Annotated in this window: 20 protein-coding genes; 16 read left to right on the top strand and 4 right to left on the bottom strand. The window is 37.2% G+C overall.

The features are described 5' to 3' along the window. Positions 1-182: 182 nt before the first annotated feature. The 14 genes from H8S01_RS02425 to H8S01_RS02360 all read left to right on the top strand — a co-directional run bounded on the left by H8S01_RS02425 (position 183) and on the right by H8S01_RS02360 (position 14,273). Positions 183-488 carry an AtpZ/AtpI family protein gene (locus H8S01_RS02425; protein WP_021865238.1) on the top strand — a complete coding sequence of 102 codons (306 nt, stop codon included), beginning with the start codon at positions 183-185 and terminating at the stop codon, positions 486-488. After that, complete coding sequence (locus H8S01_RS02420; protein WP_021865239.1) at positions 472-927, top strand: ATP synthase subunit I; 456 nt, start codon at positions 472-474, stop codon at positions 925-927. Before H8S01_RS02425 ends, H8S01_RS02420 begins: the two co-directional genes overlap by 17 nt. Next, complete coding sequence (gene atpB / locus H8S01_RS02415) at positions 890-1,621, top strand: F0F1 ATP synthase subunit A (RefSeq protein ID WP_186836074.1); 732 nt, start codon at positions 890-892, stop codon at positions 1,619-1,621. Before H8S01_RS02420 ends, atpB begins: the two co-directional genes overlap by 38 nt. 39 nt (positions 1,622-1,660) lie before the next feature. Continuing rightward, positions 1,661-1,915 carry an ATP synthase Fo subunit C gene (locus H8S01_RS02410; RefSeq protein ID WP_021865241.1) on the top strand — a complete coding sequence of 85 codons (255 nt, stop codon included), beginning with the start codon at positions 1,661-1,663 and terminating at the stop codon, positions 1,913-1,915. A gap of 75 nt (positions 1,916-1,990) precedes the next feature. Further along, positions 1,991-2,524: a F0F1 ATP synthase subunit B gene (atpF, locus tag H8S01_RS02405; protein WP_186836073.1), complete on the top strand. Its 534-nt coding sequence runs from the start codon at positions 1,991-1,993 to the stop codon at positions 2,522-2,524. Next, the gene (atpH, locus tag H8S01_RS02400) at positions 2,512-3,060 is read left to right on the top strand and encodes an ATP synthase F1 subunit delta (protein WP_021865243.1); all 549 of its coding nucleotides are present in this window, start codon (positions 2,512-2,514) and stop codon (positions 3,058-3,060) included. Before atpF ends, atpH begins: the two co-directional genes overlap by 13 nt. A gap of 36 nt (positions 3,061-3,096) precedes the next feature. Further along, positions 3,097-4,602: a F0F1 ATP synthase subunit alpha gene (atpA, locus tag H8S01_RS02395; protein WP_186836041.1), complete on the top strand. Its 1,506-nt coding sequence runs from the start codon at positions 3,097-3,099 to the stop codon at positions 4,600-4,602. Positions 4,603-4,626: 24 nt separating this feature from the next. Further along, on the top strand, positions 4,627-5,484 hold the full coding sequence (gene atpG, locus H8S01_RS02390; RefSeq protein ID WP_186836040.1) for an ATP synthase F1 subunit gamma: 858 nt from the start codon (positions 4,627-4,629) through the stop codon (positions 5,482-5,484). A 20-nt stretch (positions 5,485-5,504) separates the two neighbouring features. Beyond that, on the top strand, positions 5,505-6,902 hold the full coding sequence (gene atpD / locus H8S01_RS02385; RefSeq protein ID WP_021865183.1) for a F0F1 ATP synthase subunit beta: 1,398 nt from the start codon (positions 5,505-5,507) through the stop codon (positions 6,900-6,902). A gap of 11 nt (positions 6,903-6,913) precedes the next feature. Then, entirely contained in the window at positions 6,914-7,312 is a 399-nt protein-coding gene (gene atpC / locus H8S01_RS02380) for an ATP synthase F1 subunit epsilon (RefSeq protein ID WP_021865182.1), read from the top strand. Between the two features lie 72 nt (positions 7,313-7,384). Beyond that, positions 7,385-8,203, top strand: a complete 819-nt coding sequence (locus tag H8S01_RS02375; protein WP_186836039.1) for a YwmB family TATA-box binding protein — start codon at positions 7,385-7,387, stop codon at positions 8,201-8,203. A gap of 123 nt (positions 8,204-8,326) precedes the next feature. After that, positions 8,327-9,469 (top strand): class I SAM-dependent methyltransferase, encoded by a 1,143-nt coding sequence (locus tag H8S01_RS02370; RefSeq protein WP_186836038.1) that lies wholly within the window; start codon positions 8,327-8,329, stop codon positions 9,467-9,469. 14 nt (positions 9,470-9,483) lie between these two features. Next, positions 9,484-11,961: a hypothetical protein gene (locus H8S01_RS02365; RefSeq protein WP_186836037.1), complete on the top strand. Its 2,478-nt coding sequence runs from the start codon at positions 9,484-9,486 to the stop codon at positions 11,959-11,961. A gap of 29 nt (positions 11,962-11,990) precedes the next feature. Next, on the top strand, positions 11,991-14,273 hold the full coding sequence (locus H8S01_RS02360) for a transglycosylase domain-containing protein (RefSeq protein ID WP_243204176.1): 2,283 nt from the start codon (positions 11,991-11,993) through the stop codon (positions 14,271-14,273). Positions 14,274-14,316: 43 nt separating this feature from the next. Here H8S01_RS02360 and H8S01_RS02355 read toward each other — a convergent pair whose 3' ends face one another. From H8S01_RS02355 to murC, 4 genes are all read right to left on the bottom strand, one after another. Beyond that, positions 14,317-15,501 (bottom strand): ribose-phosphate pyrophosphokinase, encoded by a 1,185-nt coding sequence (locus tag H8S01_RS02355; protein ID WP_021865177.1) that lies wholly within the window; start codon positions 15,499-15,501, stop codon positions 14,317-14,319. Positions 15,502-15,603: 102 nt separating this feature from the next. Continuing rightward, positions 15,604-16,596 carry an ATP-binding protein gene (locus H8S01_RS02350; RefSeq protein ID WP_186836036.1) on the bottom strand — a complete coding sequence of 331 codons (993 nt, stop codon included), beginning with the start codon at positions 16,594-16,596 and terminating at the stop codon, positions 15,604-15,606. A gap of 29 nt (positions 16,597-16,625) precedes the next feature. Further along, positions 16,626-17,795: a DnaD domain protein gene (locus tag H8S01_RS02345; RefSeq protein WP_186836035.1), complete on the bottom strand. Its 1,170-nt coding sequence runs from the start codon at positions 17,793-17,795 to the stop codon at positions 16,626-16,628. A 242-nt stretch (positions 17,796-18,037) separates the two neighbouring features. Then, positions 18,038-19,420: a UDP-N-acetylmuramate--L-alanine ligase gene (gene murC / locus H8S01_RS02340; protein WP_186836034.1), complete on the bottom strand. Its 1,383-nt coding sequence runs from the start codon at positions 19,418-19,420 to the stop codon at positions 18,038-18,040. A 315-nt stretch (positions 19,421-19,735) separates the two neighbouring features. On the opposite strand from murC, the gene H8S01_RS02335 reads away from it, so the two are divergent. Then, entirely contained in the window at positions 19,736-21,010 is a 1,275-nt protein-coding gene (locus H8S01_RS02335; RefSeq protein WP_021865173.1) for a glucose-1-phosphate adenylyltransferase, read from the top strand. Next, positions 21,007-22,122, top strand: a complete 1,116-nt coding sequence (glgD, locus tag H8S01_RS02330) for a glucose-1-phosphate adenylyltransferase subunit GlgD (RefSeq protein ID WP_186836033.1) — start codon at positions 21,007-21,009, stop codon at positions 22,120-22,122. Before H8S01_RS02335 ends, glgD begins: the two co-directional genes overlap by 4 nt. Positions 22,123-22,157: the final 35 nt, after the last annotated feature.

Raw genomic sequence — 22,157 nt, 5'->3', positions numbered from 1 at the left:
TATATAAAATTTGGTATAAATTATCTGTTAAATTAAAATGAAAATTGTATTAAGTACTTATTTTAAGTGAATTATAGCAATATAAAGCTATAAATTCAATCGTTTTATTGATGTAAAAAAAATGGACTTATTTGATTTTAAATGTTATTATAATAGCAAACGAAATTTGAGAGGATATTCGTATGGGCTCTAGTGATAAGAATTCTGAGTATCGCAACATTATTTTAATTTCGCAGGTTGGCATATGTGTGATGATACCGATGTTTTTATGTATGGCATTGGGAATATGGCTTGATAAAAAGTTTGGAACATATTTTACACTTCCTTTGCTGGTTGTCGGAATAGCTGCTGGTGCAAGAAATGCCTATGTACTTGTTATGAATGTTGTAAAGAGCGAAGAAAACAGACGAAAAAAGCGTCAGGAAGACGAAATTAAGCGGAAAATTGAAAGGGCTAATCAAGAAAAAGAAAATGACAAACAGACTTAGAGATTTAAATGAGGCATTGCCTGAAATATTGGTAATAGATTTATTATATCTTATTATTGGTGAGATTGTTATATTCCTTTTATTTGAGAATCCGGCAAAATTTGCAGTTGGATTTCTGGCAGGGGTAATTTATGCCATTTTTTGTGTGTTGAACATGAGCTTTAAAGTGCGTAAAGTGGTATATGGAAAAGCTAATCCTAAAAAGTCATATCTGTTAGGTTATCTTTTGAGGCTTACGGTTATGATTGCCATATTTGCAATATTGTATCTTTGTGATATCGGAGATCTGCTTGCGGCACTTGTTGGAATGTTCATTATGAAGCTGTCTGCGTATCTGCAGCCGGCTGCCTTGAGAATATCGTCCAAAATACTAAGAAAAGGAGGAAAAGAATGTGGGGAGCATGGGTGTGACCTCGATGACCTCAATGATAGCCTGTGACAGCAGTTTTATGATTAAGTCACTCTATAAGTTCAGAATCCCGGGTATTGACTATGATTTCAGTATCAATACAACACATGTTGCTTTGCTTATAGTCTCTATATTTATTCTTGTTGTTGCTATAATTGCAAGAATTAAGATTAATAAGGCAGAAGCATCAGACACACCGGGATTTTTCCAGAATATAATAGAGCTGATTGTAGAAATGCTTCAGACCATGGTTGAAGGAATTATGGGAAAAAATGCGAACAAGTTTGTAAACTATATGTCTACATTGTTCCTTTTTATAATTATATCCAATATTTCAGGTCTGTTTGGCTTGAGACCGCCTACGGCGGATTACGGTGTTACGCTGTGTCTTGGTCTTATAACATTTGTACTCATTCAGTTTAATGGTATAAAGAAAAATAAAATCAGACATTTTACGGCACTGTTCCAGCCAATATGGTTCTTATTTCCTATTAACCTTATTGGTGAGTTTGCAGTTCCATTGTCTCTTTCATTGCGTCTTTTCGGAAATATTATGTCAGGTACAGTTCTTATGGGACTTATATATGACTTGCTCAACCCGTATACAATCGGCGGTGGGGCATTGCTTCATGCGTACTTTGACCTGTTTTCGGGATGCATTCAGGCATACGTATTCTGTATGCTGACAATGGTATATATAAATGATAAAATTGCCGACGAATAACGTACGGTGTAAAATTAATTTTAATGGAGGATTTTAAACATGAATATTAGTGGACAGGAATTTATCCAGGCTATGTCAGCTATTGGTGCAGGTATTGCTATGATCGCAGGTGTAGGTCCTGGTATTGGACAGGGTATTGCAGCCGGACACGGTGCTGCAGCAGTTGGACGTAATCCAGGAGCAAAGTCAGCAATTACTTCAACAATGCTTCTTGGACAGGCCGTTGCCGAGACAACAGGTCTTTACGGTTTCGCCGTTGCTATTATCTTAATGTTCGTTAAGCCATTTAAGTAAAATAACAATGAGATTACGTAAAATTAAAAATTGTCAGGAAGGAGGCTATATATTTTGAGTTCCTTGGGAAGTACAATGATAGCCCTGGCGGATGATGGCAGACTGTTTGGTCTGGATTACCAGCTTCTTTTTGATGCTTCAATCACAGCTATAAATGTATTTATATTATTTATATTACTTTCATTTATATTATTTAATCCGGTCAGAAATATGTTAAAAAAGAGACAGGATAAAATTACAAGTGACAGAGAAAATGCTGAGGCAGATAAGAAAGAAGCCCTTGCCATGAAGCAGGAATATGAAGCAAAACTTAAAGCTGCCAATAAAGAGGCAGAGGGCATTTTAAGCGATGCAAGAAAAGTTGCAAAGCATAATGAAGAAAAGATTGTTGCTGATGCAAAGCAGGAAGCAGCAAGAATAATTGCCAGAGCTAATACTGAGGCAGAGCTTGAAAAGCAGAAAGCAGCAGATGAAGTCAAGCAGCAGATTATTGCAGTTGCAAGACTTATGGCATCTAAGGTTGTGGCTGAATCTATATCAGAAGCAGACAGTCAGGCACTTATTGAACAGACTTTGAATGAAATGGGTGATAAGACATGGCTAAGTTAGCGGCAACAAAATACAGTGAAGCTATATTTGAGCTTGCTGTGCAGGAAGGACGAGTGGATGAGTTCTATAATGAAGCCGAAGTCATTCTTAAAGAGTGCTCAGAAAATGATGAGATTTCAAAGCTTTTGAATCATCCAAAAGTCAGCAAAGAAGATAAAGAACATTTTATAGAGGATACATTTGGAAGAGTTATTTCAAAAGAGATGACAGGTCTTCTTGTTCTTATGATTGCTAAAGACCGACATAAGGACATTGTTGAAACTCTTAATATGTTTATGGCAAAGGTGCTTGAATACAAAAAGATAGGCACTGCATATGTAAAAACAGCTGTTCCACTTAGTGAGGAACAAAAAGAAAAGGTATTAAAACGCCTTTTGGCAACAACGGATTATAAAGAATTCCGCATGAATTATTCTGTTGAGCCGGAGCTGCTTGGAGGAATGATTATTCGTATAAATGATCGTGTTGTAGACAGCAGCATAAAAACAAAATTAGATAAGCTTGCAGGAGATTTGAAAAAAATCCAGTTATCGTAAGTTTATACTTTAATAGAAAGAAGGTGCGTTAGTCTAATGAATTTGAGACCGGAAGAAATCAGTTCTGTTATTAAAGAACAGATTGAAAGGTATGCTACAGGCCTTGAAGTATCAGATGTAGGTACTGTAATTCAGGTTGCGGACGGTATTGCACGTATACATGGACTAGAGAAAGCAATGCAGGGTGAACTGCTTGAATTCCCGGGCGGGGTTTACGGAATGGTATTGAACCTCGAAGAGGATAATGTTGGTGCAGTTCTTCTCGGCGATTCACGAAATATCAGTGAAAAAGATACAGTAAAGACAACAGGACGAGTAGTTGAGGTTCCTGTTGGCGATGCACTTATAGGAAGAGTTGTTAATGCACTCGGACAGCCAATCGATGGAAAAGGACCTATCAATACAGATAAGTTCCGTCAGATTGAAAGAGTTGCATCAGGTGTTATTACAAGAAAATCAGTTGATACACCACTTCAGACAGGTATTAAGGCTATTGATGCCATGGTACCAATCGGAAGAGGACAAAGAGAGCTTATTATCGGTGACCGTCAGACAGGAAAGACAGCTATTGCGGTTGATACAATTATCAACCAGAAAGGTCAGAACGTAAAATGTATCTATGTAGCAATTGGACAGAAAGCGTCTACAGTTGCTAACATAGTTAAGACTCTTGAAGAAAATGGTGCTATGAGTTATACAACAGTTGTAGCTTCTACAGCAAGTGAGCTTGCACCATTACAGTATATTGCACCATATTCAGGATGTGCAATTGGTGAGGAATGGATGGAACAGGGACAGGATGTTTTAGTTGTTTACGATGACTTGAGCAAACATGCTGCTGCATATCGTACACTTTCATTGCTCCTTAAAAGACCACCAGGACGTGAAGCTTACCCTGGTGATGTATTCTATCTTCATTCAAGACTTCTCGAAAGAGCTGCCAGAATGTCAGATGAGTACGGCGGAGGTTCTCTTACAGCACTTCCTATTATTGAAACACAGGCAGGAGATGTATCTGCGTACATTCCTACAAATGTAATTTCAATTACAGATGGACAGATTTATCTTGAGACAGAGATGTTCAATTCAGGTTTCAGACCAGCTGTTAATGCCGGTTTGTCAGTATCACGAGTTGGTGGTTCTGCACAGATTAAGGCTATGAAGAAGATTGCGGCTCCTATTCGTACAGAGCTTGCCCAGTACAGAGAGCTTGCATCATTTGCACAGTTTGGTTCAGAACTTGATGCTGATACAAAGGAAACTCTTGCACAGGGTGAAAGAATCAGAGAGATGCTTAAACAGCCACAGTATAAGCCAATGCCGGTTGAATATCAGGTAATAATCATCTATGCCGTTACAAAGAAATATGTTATTGACATAGATGTAGACAGAGTTATAGATTTCCAGGATGGATTATTTGAGTTTATTGATACTAAATATCCTCAGATACCGGAGAAAATCAAAGAGACAAAGGTACTTGATGAAGAGACAGAAAAAGAGCTTATCAGTGCTATAGAAGCATTTAAAAAGACATTTAAATAAAACAGTGGATGGAGGTAATGGATTATGGCCTCAATGAGAGACATAAAAAGACGTAAAGACTCGATTCAGAGTACCGGTCAGATAACTAAAGCCATGAAACTCGTTTCCACCGTTAAGCTGCAAAAAGCTAAAGGAAGGGCAGAGAATACAAAACCATATTTCGATTTGATGTATGAGACAGTCCAAAGTATTCTGGCAAAGTCAGGACACATTAACCATAAGTATCTTAAAGAGTCAGAATCTGACAAAAAAGCTGTAATTGTGGTTACTGCAAACAGAGGTCTTGCCGGCGGTTACAATTCCAATATAACCAGAATGATTATTGATGAAGGTTTTACTAAGGAAAATACCGTTGTATATGCTGTCGGTAAAAAAGGACGTGAATTGCTTGAAAGAAAAGGATATGAAATAAAAGCTGATTATTCTGAAGCAATTAATGACCCTATTTACAAAGATGCGAAAGAAATTTGTGATGATGTGCTTTCAGCATTTGCAGATGGTGAGGTAGGAGAAATTTATCTTGCATATACAGTATTCAAAAATACAGTTGTGCATGAACCTCAGTTAATCAGACTGCTTCCTGTAGAGGCAGATGATGCCGCACATGAAACAGACGGAAGTGAAGCACTTATGACATATGAACCAAGCGAGGAAGAAGCACTTGATATGATTATTCCCAAGTATGTATGCAGCCTGGTTTATGGTGCACTTATTGAGTCTGTTGCAAGTGAAAATGGTGCCAGAATGCAGGCAATGGATAGTGCAACAAGCAATGCAGAAGAGATGATTTCAACTCTGTCGCTTAAGTACAACAGAGCCCGTCAGGCATCTATTACGCAGGAGCTTACTGAAATTATTGCGGGCGCTAATGCTATCGAATAAAAATATGGAGGCTAGATTAAATGGCAGAGAAAAATATAGGTAAAATTACCCAGATTATCGGTGCCGTTTTGGATATAAAATTCCAGAATGAGATGTTGCCAGAGATTAACTCAGCGATTAACATTACAAGAAGTAATGGTGAGCGTCTGGTTGTCGAAGTTGCCCAGCATCTCGGTGATGATACAGTAAGATGTATTGCCATGGGACCGACAGATGGTCTTGTCAGAGGAATGGATGCAGAAGCTACAGGTGCTCCAATATCTGTTCCTGTTGGTGAGAACACATTGGGAAGAATGTTTAATGTACTCGGTGATCCGATTGATAACAAGCCGGTACCTGAGACAGAAGAATATATGCCGATTCACAGAAAGGCACCGGCATTTGAAGACCAGTCAACATCTACAGAGATGCTTGAAACAGGTATCAAGGTAGTTGACCTTCTTTGTCCTTATCAGAAGGGTGGTAAGATAGGTCTTTTCGGTGGTGCCGGTGTTGGTAAGACGGTACTTATTCAGGAACTTATCAGAAATATTGCTACAGAGCATGGTGGATACTCAGTATTCACAGGTGTTGGTGAGCGTACAAGAGAGGGTAATGACCTCTACTATGAAATGAAGGAATCAGGCGTTATCGAAAAGACAACAATGGTATTCGGTCAGATGAACGAACCACCTGGAGCCAGAATGAGAGTAGGTCTTACAGGACTTACAATGGCTGAGTACTTCAGAGATAAAGGTGGAAAGGATGTGCTTCTTTTCATTGATAATATTTTCAGATTTACACAGGCCGGTTCAGAAGTTTCAGCACTTCTTGGACGTATGCCTTCAGCCGTAGGTTACCAGCCTACACTTCAGACTGAAATGGGTGCATTACAGGAGAGAATCACATCTACAAAGAATGGTTCAATCACATCTGTTCAGGCTGTATATGTGCCGGCCGATGACTTAACTGACCCGGCACCTGCTACAACATTCGCACATCTTGATGCTACAACAGTTCTTTCCCGTTCTATTGTAGAGCTTGGTATTTATCCGGCTGTTGATCCGCTTGAATCAACATCAAGAATTCTTGACCCAAGAATTGTTGGTGAAGAACATTATCAGGTTGCACGTCAGGTACAGGAGATTTTACAGAAGTATAAGGAATTACAGGATATTATTGCAATTCTTGGTATGGATGAACTTTCAGAAGATGATAAGCTTGTTGTATCAAGAGCAAGAAAAGTTCAGCGTTTCCTTTCACAGCCATTCTTTGTGGCAGGCCAGTTTACAGGTCTTGAAGGAAGATATGTGCCTATTAGTGAGACAATTCAGGGCTTTAAAGAAATCATTGAAGGTAAATATGATGATATTCCTGAGGGATATTTCCTTAACTGCGGAAATATAGACGATGTTCTTGCTAAGGTTAATAAAGCCTGAAAGGAGCATATATGGCAGATAGATTTACGCTAATAGTCAACACACCTGACAGAGAATTTTATCGCGGTGATGTGACAATGCTTGAATTGACTACAAGTGAAGGCGATATTGGCATATATGCTGGACATATTCCGCTCACAGCTGTAATTGTTCCGGGCGTTATGACAATACACACTGATGAAGGCATTAAAAAAGCTGCTGTTCATGGTGGTATAATCGAAATTTTGCAGTCACAGGTAAATGTGCTTGCAGAAGTTGCCGAGTGGCCTGAAGAAATTGATGTAAACAGGGCTAACGAAGCAAGAGTACGTGCTGAGAGAAGATTAAAGAGCAGCGATGCAGATGTAAATATTGTAAGAGCCGAGATGGCACTCAAGCGTTCACTTGCCAGAATTAATGCTGTAGATTAATAATACAGTTAATTTTATGAATAAACCTCCCGGGAGTGGTAATAATCCAATTATCACTTCAGGGAGGTTTTTATGTTAAAAGATATATTTTGTTATATAAAAATGAGTATAAGAGGAGAACTTGAAACGGGTGGTGGTAAAAAGAAAATAAAATATCCTTTTCAGAAAATAGCAATAGTAATAGCACTTGCATTATGGACTATAACTGCAATCAACATATTATATTCAGAAAGTGCTTTAAGTGGTGAAGAAAAAATTATAAGTGCATTTGGAAGGCAGACATATTCAGATGTGTCATCATCAGTCAGTGCATATGGAAAATATGGTGATATCAGCATATCTGATAGTGCCAAAAAACTTATTTTAGAGAATATTGCAGAAAAAATCGGGATAAATCACTATATGATAAGTGATTTGGTGGATGAGGAGTATAATTCAGTTAAGACTTTGAGCCAGACATCTGTCAATGGTGATGTTATCCTGAAATTTATAACCCATGATGAGGATAAGCAGTATATTTATATCGGAATTACATTAAAAAATGGAATTGAATCAGCATTTACATACGAAAAAATTGTAAAGCAGATTTTAAAAGACCTTGAAATGACATCTGCTGTAAATGTCAATCTTAAAGGTGAAATAAATGGTGAACTTGATATTCAGGAAAAAAATGCACTTGCAGATTCACTGCTTGGAGAAGTGGGAGCAAAAATTGTTACGCAGAACAGAACAGATGATTTATATGTAATTTATGGTTATGATGATGAAATAGATGAGTATATTAATGTCGGAAGAGGGAAAGTCAATGTGTGTATTTCGGTAAATTATGATGAAATAAAAGATGTCACCTGTGTCTATTTTTCAACTCCAATGAATAATCAGGATTTTTAAATAAAAAAGTATAAAAACACAGATATAAAATATAGATATAAAAATTGTTTTATATTGCGGTTTTTTACTGAACGGATTACAATATAAAAGAGTATGTACATTGAAATGGAGATAAATACGCATATGAATTTACATGAATTATTTGATAAATGTCTGAATAAAAATTTAATTGATTTGACTATAAGCGGAAGAAAAGATAAATCGCAGGATGAGGTATCAAAAGTGAAGATTCGTCCTGTTATAATAAAAAACAACCTGTTATTTCAGGTATCTGAATACAAAGGGACAAAAGTTTACCATGACAATTACAGTGAAGCTGATGTCAGGAATTATATAGAAAAGATGATGACTGATAATTTTAAGCAGGCACAGTTTAAGATGACTGATGCAGATGCACAGGTTTTATCAGGAAAAAATTCAAATATGACAATTAAGTACAAAAAGAGCTGTGAAGTACGATGCCAGAAAGAATTGTCACATAACAGAAATAAAAAATATATTCTCGAGGAAGGCAAAAAGGTGGATTTTCTTGTAGACCTCGGAGTAATGACAAAAGAGGGTAAAATTGTTAATCAAAGATATGATAAATATCGCCAGATTAACAGATTTCTTGAGTTTATCGAGGATATACTGCCGGAACTTGACAGTACAAGAGAACAGACAATAATAGATTTCGGATGTGGAAAATCATATCTTACATTTGCAGTATATTATTATCTTAAAGTTTTAAAAGGCATGAATATAAGGATAATAGGTCTTGATTTAAAAGAAGATGTTATAAAAGAATGTAACAGGCTTGCAAAGAAATATGGATATGAAAAGCTTGAATTTCACGTAGGAGACATAGCTTCATTTAAAGATGTTGAACATGTTGACATGGTTATAACACTCCATGCATGTGATACAGCAACAGACTATGCACTTGGAAAAGCGGTAAAATGGGGTGCTAAGGTTATATTGTCAGTTCCATGCTGTCAGCATGAAGCAAATGGACAGATTAAATCAGAACTCTTATCTCCGGTATTCAAGTATGGAATTTTGAAAGAGAGGATGGCAGCAATATTTACAGATGCAATAAGAGCTGACATTCTTGAGGCAAACGGATACCAGACTCAGATTCTTGAGTTTATAGATATGGAACATACACCAAAAAATCTTCTGATAAGGGCTGTCTATACAGGAAAGAAGAACCGGGAAGCGGCAGAAAAGCTTAAAAAGATGGAGTCAGAGCTTAATCTTGACCTGACGCTTAACAAACTTTTATAAGAAAGGTGTAATTTATGAAAAATAAAAGTTTTTCAGGAAAATATATATTATATGTCATAATATTTATGGTTACTGCTATAGTGACATTTATATCAATGCATTATAAGACGGAGAGTGCCGCATCAGTTCTTATGTCAGAAGCAACACTTCCGGTTGTCATGGCAAAGACAGAAGCAGGAACACTTTATAATGCAATGCATGGATATACATGTGAAGTTGATTATTCAAGGCTTTCAACGGATCTTACACTGCTTCCGTCAGATAAAAAGCTTGCTATTGCAATTGATACATATGGTGAAAGTGTATCCTCAATATCATACAAAATCAGAGATTCAAGAGATATGTCGCTTATCGAGAGTACGAAAGTTGAAAACTTTGACAGTTCACCGTCAAGAGTGGAGACTGTGCTTAACATAAAGAATCTTATTTCAGATGAAGTTAAGTATATTCTTGAGATTACGCTAAATACGAAAAATCATGAAAATGTATATTACTATACTACCGTTGTGAGTGGAATGAGCGATGGTATTCAGGAAAAACTTGATTATGTAATAGAATTTAACAAAAATACTTATGATGCATCAAATGTTAATGAGATCAGTAAGTATCTTGAGACAACTGCATCTGCTGACAATTCAAATTATGGAAAGATTAATATTTATAACAGTCTTGACCAGGTAAGATGGGGGGATCTGCATCCGTTTATCGAAAGTAATATCATACCGTCGCTGTATGAGTCTGATGGTGATACTGCGGTTATTGCAATAGATTACACGGTTGGTGCCGGCAATGATAATGATTCATATGACACATACACAGTTCATGAATATTACAGAATAAGAAAAACGACAAGAGCAATGTATCTTCTTAATTTTGAGAGGGAATCAAATCAGGTATTCGACGGAAGGAATGATTTGCTTTCAAGTGGAAAAATCAATCTCGGAATACAGCCTGATTCTGATATAGAACTGATGGATGATGACAAGAATAATTACACATATTTTGAAAATGAGGGAAGTCTCTGGTGTTATGACAAGAGCAGCAATACATTTACAAAAGTATTTGCATTTGCTTCTGATGACACAGATAACATAAGAGAGCGTTATGAAAGACATAAAATTAAGATTCTTGATGTCACAGAAGATGGAAATGCACAATTTATTGTATATGGATACATGAACAGGGGTATACACGAAGGTGCAACAGGTGTTTCACTTTACAGTTATAATTATGTTTCAAATGAAACAGAAGAGCTTTTGTTTATTCCGGTAAATATGTCATATGAAGCTTTGTGTGAGACTGTCGGAGATGTGGCTTATGTCAGTGATGACAGATCATTTTATATAGTTTTAAATGATACAATGTATTCAATTTCGCTGGACAGCAGGGAAGTTATGACAGCTATTGATAAAATGTCTAAAGGCACATATAAAGTTTCAGGAAACGGACGGATAATAGCTTACAGTACCAATGGAGAACTTTATAATACTGACAGCATCAGGGTATTTAATATGGAGAGAACCAATGATTATACAATAGATGCACCGCCCGGCGATAAGCTTATGGTTCTCGGATATGTTAATACAGATTTTATATATGGTATTGCACACAGCACTGATATTATAAATGATGAAAATGGTATTACTACATTTCCGATGTATAAAGTCTGCATAATGAATGAAGATTATGAACTTATAAAAGAATATGAGCAGGATGGAGTATATGTAAGCAGTGCGAACGTTGACGGATTAAGAATTAATCTTGACAGAGTTGCTAAGAGTGATTCGGGTTATTCGGCTGTTTCAGTAGACCAGCTTATCAATAAAGATGAAAATAATACGAGTGAGCATGCATCATTTGATATAATATCTACTTCATTAAGAAAAGTAGAACAGGTTATTGTGCTTCCAAAAGGCGGTGGGAAGCCTGACTCGGTCATAACAAGAGCTGCAGGTTCTGTTGAGTATAAGGAAAACAGGACGATTGATATTAATGATATTCATATCGGTACATGTGAACGCTATAATGTTATAGGAAAAGGCAGATATTATAGCTCATATGACGATGCTGATAAAGCAATTATTGCGGCGGCAGGTAATTACGGTAATGTTTATGATGGAGAAAATAATATTATCTGGAAGAGATTTAAGACATCTTCATATATGATAAAAGGCTTTAGTTTATCGTCATCATATGGCAATTCATATGCGGCAGCTTCACATGCTGTTGAAAGCTTTATGGGAAGCGATAAGAATCTTACAAGGCTGACTTTGAAAGGTATTTCATTTGAAAATGCATTGTCATTTGTAAGTGATGGAAAACCTGTAATAGCAAAGACTGACGATGGTTATGTTGTAATAACAGCATATGATACAGCAAATGTGACATATATTGATGCTTCAACAGGAAGTGAAGTAACACAGACGCAGGCGAATGCGACAAAATTATTTACGCAGGCTGGCAATATTTATGTGACATATTATAAGAAATAAAGGTCAATATGTAAGTTACAGAGGTGCATATGGCAGCAAAAAAGAAGAAAAATAAGAAAAAGAAAATGGTTAAAAGAGTAATCCTTGGCATATTAGCAGTTATTTTTATTGCAGGCGGCATTTATGCCGGTCCTAAGGCATTTGCAATATTACGCATGAGCAGGATTGCAAAGGCATTTGTTGATTCAAGCACAGCCAGTACATTTAAAGAGAGTAAGACGACGCTTGTATATGATACAAATGGGAACGAACTGTGCAAGATTAAAAGCAGCAAAGATATGTATTATGTCGATTTCAGTGATATTCCGCTAACACTCGATAATGCATTTGTTGTAATGGAAGACAGGGATTTTTATAATCATGACGGAATTGATTACAAAGCAATTGTAAGAGCAGCAATTGTAAACCAGAAGAGTAATGAAATTGCCCAGGGTGCGAGTACAATAACACAGCAGCTTGCAAGAAATATTTTTCTTACGCAGGAAGTAACATGGCAGAGAAAAATTGAGGAAATATTTATTGCGTGGGGGCTGGAAAAGAAATATTCAAAAGAGCAGATTCTGGAATTTTATCTTAATAATATTTATTTTGGAAATGGGTATTATGGTGTTGAGGCTGCAGCAAAAGGATATTTTAACAAAAGTGTTTCACAGCTTACATTGTCGGAACAGGCCTTTATAGCTGCGATTCCTAATAATCCGTCAAAATACAATCCGTTGACAGGATTTGATAAGACATTAAAAAGGCGTGACCTTATTTTACAGCAGATGTATGAGGCTGATTACATAAGTTATGTGGATTATTATATGGCAAAAGGCGAAAATATCGTTTTGAACCAGCCTGAACAGGAAAAAGAAGACAATTCAGTTGTTACATATGTAAGACATTGTGCTACAGAATCACTTATGAAATCGACAGGGTTTTCTTTTCGTGATAATTTTTCATCTAAAGAAGATGAGGAAAGCTACGATTCATTGTATGATACATATTATACAAGATGCCAGCAGATGCTTCTTAGCGGAGGGTATACTGTGTATACATCATTTGACATGGATTTGCAGAATAAACTTCAGCAGGCTGTTGACGATAACCTTGCAGGATATACAGAGGTGTCTGATGACGGAATTTATAAGATGCAGGGGGCGGCTGTATCGATTGATAATTCAACGGGAAATGTTGTGGCGATTGTCGGAGGAAGAAGCCAGGATCTGAAAGCCGGATATACGTTGAACAGGGCATATCAGAGTTACAGGCAGTCTGGTAGTGCAATTAAGCCGCTTTCAGTATATATGCCATATCTTATGCGTGGCAAAACTGCAGATTCTATAGTTGTTGATGAGCCGATAGAAGGTGGACCGGTTAACTCTGATGGAGGTTACTGGGGTGAAATGACTGTAAGAGATGCCGTGAAATTTTCAAAAAATACAATAGCATGGAAAATATATCAGGAAATTACTCCAAGAGCAGGTGCGGCATATCTTTTAAATATGGATTTTAAAAAAGTGTGGTATGATAAGGATTACACTGCGGCAGCATTAGGCGGATTTACATATGGTGTAACAACAGAAGAGATGGCAGGAGGCTATGCTGCAATTGCAAATGATGGCATATACAGGAAAGCAACATGTATACAAAGAATTGTAGGGGCAGATGGCAAGATTGTCATTAATGAAGCTGATAGGGGAATGCGTGTTTATGATTCAAATGCGAGCAGGATGATGACAGGTATTCTTGAAGCGGTTGTTGAACCGGATGGAACCGGTGCAGCAGGTGCTGTGGGTAACGCGGTTATAGCCGGAAAAACAGGTACAACTAATTCTAATAAAGATATGTGGTTTTGTGGATATAGTGCGTATTATACAACAGCAGTGTGGATAGGCTTTGATTATCCAAAAGAAATTCAGGGGCATAACAGTGCCTCATATATTTTTAAACAGTATATGACACAGGTACATGAGAACCTGCCTAGAAGAGAGATAAGTATTTATTCGGATTCCGGACAGAATGAGACACAGTCAGCGACAGAAGCTGAGACCGAAAGCATACAGGAAACAACTGAAGAGCAGCAGCCTGTAACACAGCCGCAGACCACAACTCCGGCTAATGGTGGCACAACGGCAACAGGCGGTACTGGAAGTAACGGAGGAAATGGTAGTGTGGGAGGCAGTGCAACTTTGCCGGCAACGAAACCTACTTATCCACCTGGTGAATGGGACGCTCCGTCGATTGGTGACCCGGATAAACCGGCAGGCGGCGGTGGAGGAGACATAGATGTTCCAATAAGTGGAGATCCTGACAGACCGGCAGGGTAAAAAAAGGGGTTTGGTACTAATCAAGTGCCAAACCCCTAAATAATTATTTATTATAATGTAATTCGTTATATTCTTTTACACGCTGCTGGATTCTTTCAACAGGGCTTAAAAGGTTGCTGATTGATGAATCATGATTTAATGTATCGATAAGAAGAGCGATATATTTGCTCATATCAACATTGATATACCATGGCTTAGAAAGAAGTTCTTCAGGCTGGTATACAAGGTTTGTTGTAAGAACCTTATCAATAATTCCGTTTGTATAAGCTTCATCAAATTTCTTGAATCCGTTTGTGAAAAGACCAAATGTCGTAGCACAGAATACTCTCTTGGCTTTACGGCGTTTAAGTTCAGATGCAACATCAATCATGCTTTCACCAGAAGAAATCATATCATCAATAATAATAACATCTTTTCCTTCAACATTGCTTCCCAGGAATTCGTGAGCAACGATAGGATTACGTCCGTTTACAATCTTTGTATAATCACGTCTCTTATAGAACATACCCATATCAAGACCAAGAACATTAGCAAAGTATACGGCACGGCCTGTACCGCCTTCATCCGGGCTGATAACCATCATATGGTCACTGTCAATGTGAAGGTCGTCCACATTAAGAAGAAGGTATTTGATAAACTGATAAGTTGCTGATACAGACTCAAATCCCTTGAGAGGAATAGCATTCTGTACTCGTGGGTCATGTGCATCAAATGTTATGATGTTATCCACACCCATATCTGTGAGTTCCTGAAGCATAAGTGCACAGTCAAGAGATTCTCTTCCGTTACGTTTGTGCTGTCTGCTCTCGTAAAGGAATGGCATGATAACAGTAATTCTTCTTGCTTTTCCTCCGGCAGCAGCGATAACTCTCTTTAAATCTGCATAATGGTCATCAGGTGACATGTGATTTCTGAATCCACAGAGTGAATACTCAAGGCTGTAATTGCACACATCTACCATAATATATAAATCAGATCCACGGACAGAATCGTTTAATACACCTTTACCTTCGCCTGAACCAAATCTTGGTGTGCGGGCATCTAAAATATAGCTGTCTCTTTTGTAACCGTTGAATGCTAGAGTTGATTCGTTTTCGTGTTCACGCTGTTCTCTCCAATCAACAAGAAATTTATCTACTTTTTCACCCATTTTTGTGCAGCTGGCCAAAGGAATAATTCCTAATGTACCATATGGGATAGTTGCTGTGTGACGTTCGTCTCGTGGCATAATAAAATCCTCCTTGTTTGTAAATTACGTTATTGTAACAAAACCATATTAAAATATAATCATAAAAGCAAAATAAGTCAACAACTTTCGCAAAAACTTATTTTAAGCCTTTCCGGGCTTTCGTCCCGTTTTTTTCATCATTCGTATATCACTTCCGAAAACTTTTAATATTGTATAGGAACTTGTTATTCTTGAAAAAATTCGTTCGGAATAAGAATCCCTGATTTCCGAGAGTGAAAGATTAGTTGAAATAATTGTACTCTTCTTCTTTAACATCCGCTCATTAATTACATAGAACAGTTTGGAGTTAGTATAAGTGTTGCCAACTTCGGTTCCCAGATCATCAATAATAAGCAGGTCGCAATCAGAAAGATAATTGGCATCAGAATCTTTATCTTCACCGAAGCGGCTGAAGTCCTGACGCTGGAATGTTGTAAACAGCTCAATTGCTGTCAGGTAAATAACGCTGTGTGAAGTATTTAAAAGCTCTCTTGCAATGCAGTTGGAAAGAAAAGTTTTGCCTGTGCCTGTGCCGCCAAAAAATAATATGTTAGCAGCTTCCTTATCAAAGTTATTAACGAATTTGTGACATATGTCAACAATACGCTGCATATTATGATAAGGTGTGAGCCCGTTAGATGGGTCAGGTATTGTGTTGTCATACCACTCATATGAAAATGTATCAAAATTTTCATTATCGGTAATATTCTTCAAATTGGAATCATGATATACAAGGTCAATAGCTTTTTTGTTAAAGCATGAGCATTTGCGGCTGTTTATATATCCGGTATCATGGCACTGCACACATGTGTATACAGGATCCAGGTAGTCCGCAGGCTTACCGGCACTAATAAGCAGATTTGCCTTTTGGTCATTGAGAGATTTAAGCAGACTTGTATAATCTTGGCTGTTTCCGCTTATACGGGCTTTTGCGGCCTGCATTGAAACGGATATTATCTCATTTTCAATATTCTGATATTCAGGGATAAGTGAAACAATCTCGTTATAACGCTGTTCCTGAATATGGCGGTTGTGAGTGCGTATTCCGTCATATATACGCATTATTGCATCATGTTGTGCATTGGTTAGCGGCATACGGTATTCCTTTCCCAACAGGCTGTAAGTCAGCCATTGTTGCTTATTAATTCACTTTCAAGACTGTCAATGTCAGTATTACGCTGATTAAAATTATTAAAACGGTTATTGGAAGCTTTTACTGCATTATTATATGCATTATTCCGCTTGACAGCACTTGACTGCTGGTTCTGTTCAAATTCCATATCAATCCGTTTTATGTCAGAAGTGTTTTTTACATTGGCATCTTTCCAGCGTGAAAGAATGCTGTCAGCATATTCAAAACTAGGCTGATGTGTCTTTTTAAGTGTGCGGTTGCATGCTTCAACAATTATATCGGAATCAAAGCAGTATACATCAGTCCATTTTTTGATGTAATCCTGTTCGACTTTGCCGGCTGTGCGGTTAGTTATTCCGAATGCACCGAGAACAGAAAAAGCGGTATCGTTGTATCCTGATGATGCAGCTTTTGCCTGCTTCACAGTCTGTATTCCCTTGTCAGCCCATGCAAGTGCTACTTTTTCGATATAACGCATGCTCTTGTGACCGTTAGAAACACAGTATTCAATAAGATACTCAATGAGTTCTGAAGAAAACTGTAAAGAGTCGTATAAATATGCGATTACAGAGGCATCAGACGAATTGAGGACAGAACCAAGATAAGTCTGGGCTGCATATAAAAGCATTGAAAAATCTTCCTGTTCAGACAAATCTTCCAGCTGTTTCGGTGTATATGCAGAACGCGGGTCACATGTTTCATTGGAATCCGGTGTAATAGGAACTTCTGTGTCAGAAGCGGCTGCATTATATATATCAGTAGACTGTTCTGCATGCATATGGTTTGAAGGTATATGGTTTGAAGGCATCTGATTTGAATTAAGCTGTGCAGATGAATTATCGGGAGTGCTGCCTGAAGCAGAATCCAGGTTGCAGAAGGTAATTCCCGTAATCTGTCTGCCGGTGGAATCAGTTGATGCAATTAATACACCGGCCTTGTCCCAATAGCGGAGTGCACACATAATATCTGCTTCTGTCTGATTGAAAAAATCAGCGAGACAGTCTATTGATATATTAGTTTTTCCATTGGAAATACATCTTAAAAGATATAAATATATCTTTGTAAATTCACCGTTGGCAAGGGGCATGAATTCGTCAATAAACACGTTGGAAACGGTAGTTGTATTAGTATTGTTCATAGTTGATAAAGATAAGTTATTCATGATAATCCCCATTTCAAAATTTTCTAAAATCAGTTTAGCATATCCCGTTTAAAAATAAAAGAGGGCGACATATCCACAAAAATACAGGTGGAAAATGTGGATAATGTGGATAAATAGTAAAAAACGTGTAAAATCCTGTAAAATTTATTAACTAAAAATCCACACGGAAAATTCCATTCTTAGAATAATCCATGTGGATAATGTGGATAACTTTGTTGACAACTTTTATAAAAATTCAGAAATTACTGATTAACAAGGGCTTCGCCGACTTTATAAACATCTCCGGCACCCATAGTTATCAACAAATCGCCGTTGATACAATTTTTTAATAAAAATTTTTCGATTTCCTCAAATGAGTGGAAATAATAACATTCTTTGCCGAGTTCACCGATTGCTTTCTGTAAATCTGCTGAACTTATTCCAAGGTTATCAGTTTCTCTTGCAGCATATATGTCGGCGAGGACGACAATGTCGGCAGCTGAAAGTGCTTTTGCAAAATCACCGAGAAGTGCTTTTGTTCTTGAATAGGTATGAGGCTGGAATACGCACCATGTTCTGTTGTGTGGAAAATGTTTTGCACTGTCAAGAGTTGCTGTAATCTCGTCAGGATGATGTGCATAATCATCGACAACTGTCACACCGTTAAAAGTTCCTTTTTTCTGGAAACGTCTGTCAGTGCCTGAAAAACCGCATAGTCCTTTTTTGATTGTTTCAAGGTCAAGACCAAGTTTTATGGCAACGGCAATTGCTGCAAGTGAATTGTATACATTATGTTTGCCCGGAACACCGAGTTTTATTGTGCCATTTGGCTTATTATCAATAAGAAGTGTATATGAGCAGCAGCCGGCACTGTCATATGCGATATCAGCAGCACTGTAACGGCTTGTCGCAGGATTTGAACCGACTGTAATTACTTCACAGTCTGTATCTTTATAAAAATATTCATAGTTATCAATATCTGTATTAATAATGAGAGTTCCGTCTTTTGGAAGTTTTTCTGTAAAAAGCTTGAACGAATGGCGGATATCGTCAATATCTTTAAAGAAATCAAGATGGTCTGCTTTTACATTAAGAATTACATCAATTGTCGGATAAAATGATAAAAAGCTGTTAGTATATTCACAGGCTTCAGTTACGAAAATGTCAGATTTTCCGACACGTACATTGCCACCGATACTGTGAAGTATGCCGCCTACAGAAATAGTAGGGTCACAGTTACCGGCAAGAAGGATTTCTGTAATCATTGATGTAGTTGTCGTCTTTCCATGTGTTCCGGCAACATTTACCGCAACCTTATAATTTTTCATAAGCTGGCCTAAAAGCTCAGCTCTTGTGAGGGTAGGGATTCCAAGCTCTCTTGCACGTGCAAGCTCAGGATTGGAGTCTGAAATAGCTGCTGTATATACAACAACATCATAATCAGGATGTATATTAGAAGCCTCCTGCTTGTAAGAACATGTGCAGCCTTCCTTTTCAAGTGCATCTGTAAGTTCAGATTCGTGGCTGTCGGAGCCGGATACGGTAAAATGTCTTCCTATGAGAATATGTGCAAGACCGCTCATGCTTATTCCACCGATACCTATAAAGTGGACATGTACAGGATTATTAAAATCAATATGATACATAGATTAATTGCCTTTCTTAAAAATTACTTATTATAATGTAGTCTCCAATATTATTATAAACATAATGAGAAAAATTTCAAACTAATTTAAGGACACATTATGACCTTTTTGTCAATAGCCGGAATAAAATTGTTTAGATAATTTTTCTCGAATAAAATAATTGCATTAAAATTGTGTTTAGAATTTTTTGAATTGTCTATTTAAACAAGAAAAAAATAAAAAAAAATAAAAAATTCTTTTTACTTACAAGTCTGAATATGATATAATTAGGACAACTTAATAAGACAGTAAATTTTTAGCATCAGGGGTGAGAGCATGATTAAAAAAGAAATGATAGCCATGTTACTGGCAGGAGGACAAGGAAGCAGACTCGGAGTCCTCACATCAAAGATGGCCAAGCCGGCCGTAGCATTTGGCGGTAAATACCGCATAATTGATTTTCCATTAAGCAACTGTATTAATTCAGGGATTGATACAGTTGGTGTGTTGACTCAGTATCAGCCGTTAAGACTTAACACTCACATCGGTATTGGTATTCCGTGGGATTTGGACCGCAATGTTGGCGGTGTTACGGTGCTTCCTCCGTATGAGAAGAGTACAAACAGTGAATGGTATACAGGAACAGCCAATGCCATTTATCAGAATCTTGAATATATGGAGCAGTATAATCCTGATTATGTTCTTATTCTTTCGGGTGACCATATTTATAAGATGGATTACAAGATAATGCTTGATTATCATAAGGCCAACAATGCAGATATAACAATAGCTGCAATGCCTGTTCCTATTGAGGAGGCAAAAAGATTCGGTATTGTTGTTACTGATGATGACAACAGAATCACAGAATTCGAGGAAAAACCTGAGAATCCTAAGAGTAATCTTGCTTCAATGGGTATTTACATATTCAGCTGGAAAGTCCTTAAAAATGCACTTATTGCACTTAAAGACCAGAATGAATGCGATTTTGGCAAGCATGTCATTCCATATTGTTTTGAAAATAATAAGAGACTTTTTGCATATGAGTATAACGGCTACTGGAAAGATGTAGGAACGCTTAATTCATATTGGGAAGCTAATATGGAACTTATAGATATTATTCCTGTATTTAATCTATATGAAGAGTTCTGGAAGATTTATACCAGAACAGATGCGATTCCACCACAGTATATATCATCAGATGCTTTTATTGAAAAGAGTATTATAGGTGACGGAAGTGAGATATACGGAAAAGTCTATAATTCTGTAATAGGTTCAGGCGTTGTAATTGAAGAAGGTGCAGTTGTAAGGGATTCTATTATAATGCAGGATACTGTAATAGGAAAGAATACATCAGTTGAAAAAGCAATTATAGCGGAAGAAGTTGTTATCGGCGATAATGTTGAGATTGGTGTCGGAGAGGAAGCAGAGAATGTACTTAAACCTAAGATTTACAATTCGGGTCTTGTTACAATCGGTGAATGTACAGTTATTCCTGACGGCGTAAAGATTGGCAAAAACACAGCTGTTTCAGGTGAGACAAAACCAGAAGATTATCCGAATGGAGAACTTGTGGGAGGCGGTGTAATAATTAAGGCAGGTGACAACGTATGAAAGCAATAGGAATTATTTTAGCCGGCGGCAATAATAAGATGATGAAGGAATTGTCTAATAAAAGAGCGATAGCAGCAATGCCGGTTGCAGGAAGCTACCGCAGCATAGATTTTGCATTGAGCAATATGTCTAATTCAAAAATCCAGAAAGTTGCTGTTATAACACAGTATAATGCCCGCTCACTCAACGAGCATTTAAGCTCATCAAAATGGTGGGATTTCGGAAGAAAGCAGGGAGGACTTTTTGTATTTACGCCTACAATAACAGCTGACAGCAGCTACTGGTACCGCGGAACAGCAGATTCACTTTATCAGAATCTTCAGTTCTTAAAGTCAAGCCATGAGCCATATGTTGTAATTGCATCAGGTGATGGTATTTACAAGCTGGATTATGGTAAAGTCCTTGAGTATCATATAGAGAAAAAAGCAGATATTACGATGGTTGTAAAGAAGCTTGAAGACCGCTCTGAGATTAACAGATTTGGTGTTGTATCAATGACAGAAGAAGGACGTGTCACAGAGATAGATGAAAAACCTTTGGAGACTAATCTTTCAACAGTTTCGACAGGTATTTATATTATAAGAAGACGACTTCTTATTGAACTTATCGAAAAAGCGGCAGAAGAAGACCGCCATGATTTTGTAAGAGATATCCTTGTCCGTTATAAGAATCTTAAAAAGATTTATGCGTACAAGCTTGATACATACTGGAGCAATATTTCAACAGTTAATTCATATTACAAAACTAATATGGATTTCTTAAAGAAAGATGTAAGAAATTATTTCTTTAAACAGTATCCGGATATTTATACAAAAGTTGAGGATTTACCGCCTGCTAAGTATAACTTTGGTGCAGAAGTAAGGAACAGCCTTGTTTCAAGTGGATGTATCGTAAACGGATGTGTCGAGAATTCAGTTCTTTTTAAGAAGATTTATATCGGAAACAACAGTGTTGTAAAGAATTGTATTATTCTTAACGATGTTTATATCGGAGATAATTCCTATCTTGAGAATTGTATCGTTGAAAGCGGCAGTACAATAAAGGCAAATTCACGATATGTAGGCGAGGGTGATCCTATTATTGTAGTTGAAGATAATCCGATTTATTATTAAAATCATCATTAATTTGAAAAATTTCAGCTTGGGTG

It is taken from the genome of Lachnospira hominis (ex Liu et al. 2021) (assembly GCF_014287955.1).
Classification (GTDB): Bacteria; Bacillota; Clostridia; order Lachnospirales; family Lachnospiraceae; genus Lachnospira; species Lachnospira hominis.
The sequence above is the reverse complement of the archived record's forward strand: the minus strand, read 5'-3'. Positions and strand labels throughout refer to the sequence as shown.

What these genes read in the sequence shown, in the direction of transcription:
- H8S01_RS02425 (WP_021865238.1), top strand. Translation starts at nt 183, where the DNA reads ATGGGCTCTAGTGATAAGAATTCTGAGTATCGCAACATTATTTTAATT.
- H8S01_RS02420 (WP_021865239.1), top strand. Translation starts at nt 472, where the DNA reads ATGACAAACAGACTTAGAGATTTAAATGAGGCATTGCCTGAAATATTG.
- atpB (WP_186836074.1), top strand. Translation starts at nt 890, where the DNA reads ATGGGTGTGACCTCGATGACCTCAATGATAGCCTGTGACAGCAGTTTT.
- H8S01_RS02410 (WP_021865241.1), top strand. Translation starts at nt 1,661, where the DNA reads ATGAATATTAGTGGACAGGAATTTATCCAGGCTATGTCAGCTATTGGT.
- atpF (WP_186836073.1), top strand. Translation starts at nt 1,991, where the DNA reads ATGATAGCCCTGGCGGATGATGGCAGACTGTTTGGTCTGGATTACCAG.
- atpH (WP_021865243.1), top strand. Translation starts at nt 2,512, where the DNA reads ATGGCTAAGTTAGCGGCAACAAAATACAGTGAAGCTATATTTGAGCTT.
- atpA (WP_186836041.1), top strand. Translation starts at nt 3,097, where the DNA reads ATGAATTTGAGACCGGAAGAAATCAGTTCTGTTATTAAAGAACAGATT.
- atpG (WP_186836040.1), top strand. Translation starts at nt 4,627, where the DNA reads ATGGCCTCAATGAGAGACATAAAAAGACGTAAAGACTCGATTCAGAGT.
- atpD (WP_021865183.1), top strand. Translation starts at nt 5,505, where the DNA reads ATGGCAGAGAAAAATATAGGTAAAATTACCCAGATTATCGGTGCCGTT.
- atpC (WP_021865182.1), top strand. Translation starts at nt 6,914, where the DNA reads ATGGCAGATAGATTTACGCTAATAGTCAACACACCTGACAGAGAATTT.
- H8S01_RS02375 (WP_186836039.1), top strand. Translation starts at nt 7,385, where the DNA reads ATGTTAAAAGATATATTTTGTTATATAAAAATGAGTATAAGAGGAGAA.
- H8S01_RS02370 (WP_186836038.1), top strand. Translation starts at nt 8,327, where the DNA reads ATGAATTTACATGAATTATTTGATAAATGTCTGAATAAAAATTTAATT.
- H8S01_RS02365 (WP_186836037.1), top strand. Translation starts at nt 9,484, where the DNA reads ATGAAAAATAAAAGTTTTTCAGGAAAATATATATTATATGTCATAATA.
- H8S01_RS02360 (WP_243204176.1), top strand. Translation starts at nt 11,991, where the DNA reads ATGGCAGCAAAAAAGAAGAAAAATAAGAAAAAGAAAATGGTTAAAAGA.
- H8S01_RS02355 (WP_021865177.1), bottom strand. Translation starts at nt 15,501, where the DNA reads ATGCCACGAGACGAACGTCACACAGCAACTATCCCATATGGTACATTA.
- H8S01_RS02350 (WP_186836036.1), bottom strand. Translation starts at nt 16,596, where the DNA reads ATGCCGCTAACCAATGCACAACATGATGCAATAATGCGTATATATGAC.
- H8S01_RS02345 (WP_186836035.1), bottom strand. Translation starts at nt 17,795, where the DNA reads ATGAATAACTTATCTTTATCAACTATGAACAATACTAATACAACTACC.
- murC (WP_186836034.1), bottom strand. Translation starts at nt 19,420, where the DNA reads ATGTATCATATTGATTTTAATAATCCTGTACATGTCCACTTTATAGGT.
- H8S01_RS02335 (WP_021865173.1), top strand. Translation starts at nt 19,736, where the DNA reads ATGATTAAAAAAGAAATGATAGCCATGTTACTGGCAGGAGGACAAGGA.
- glgD (WP_186836033.1), top strand. Translation starts at nt 21,007, where the DNA reads ATGAAAGCAATAGGAATTATTTTAGCCGGCGGCAATAATAAGATGATG.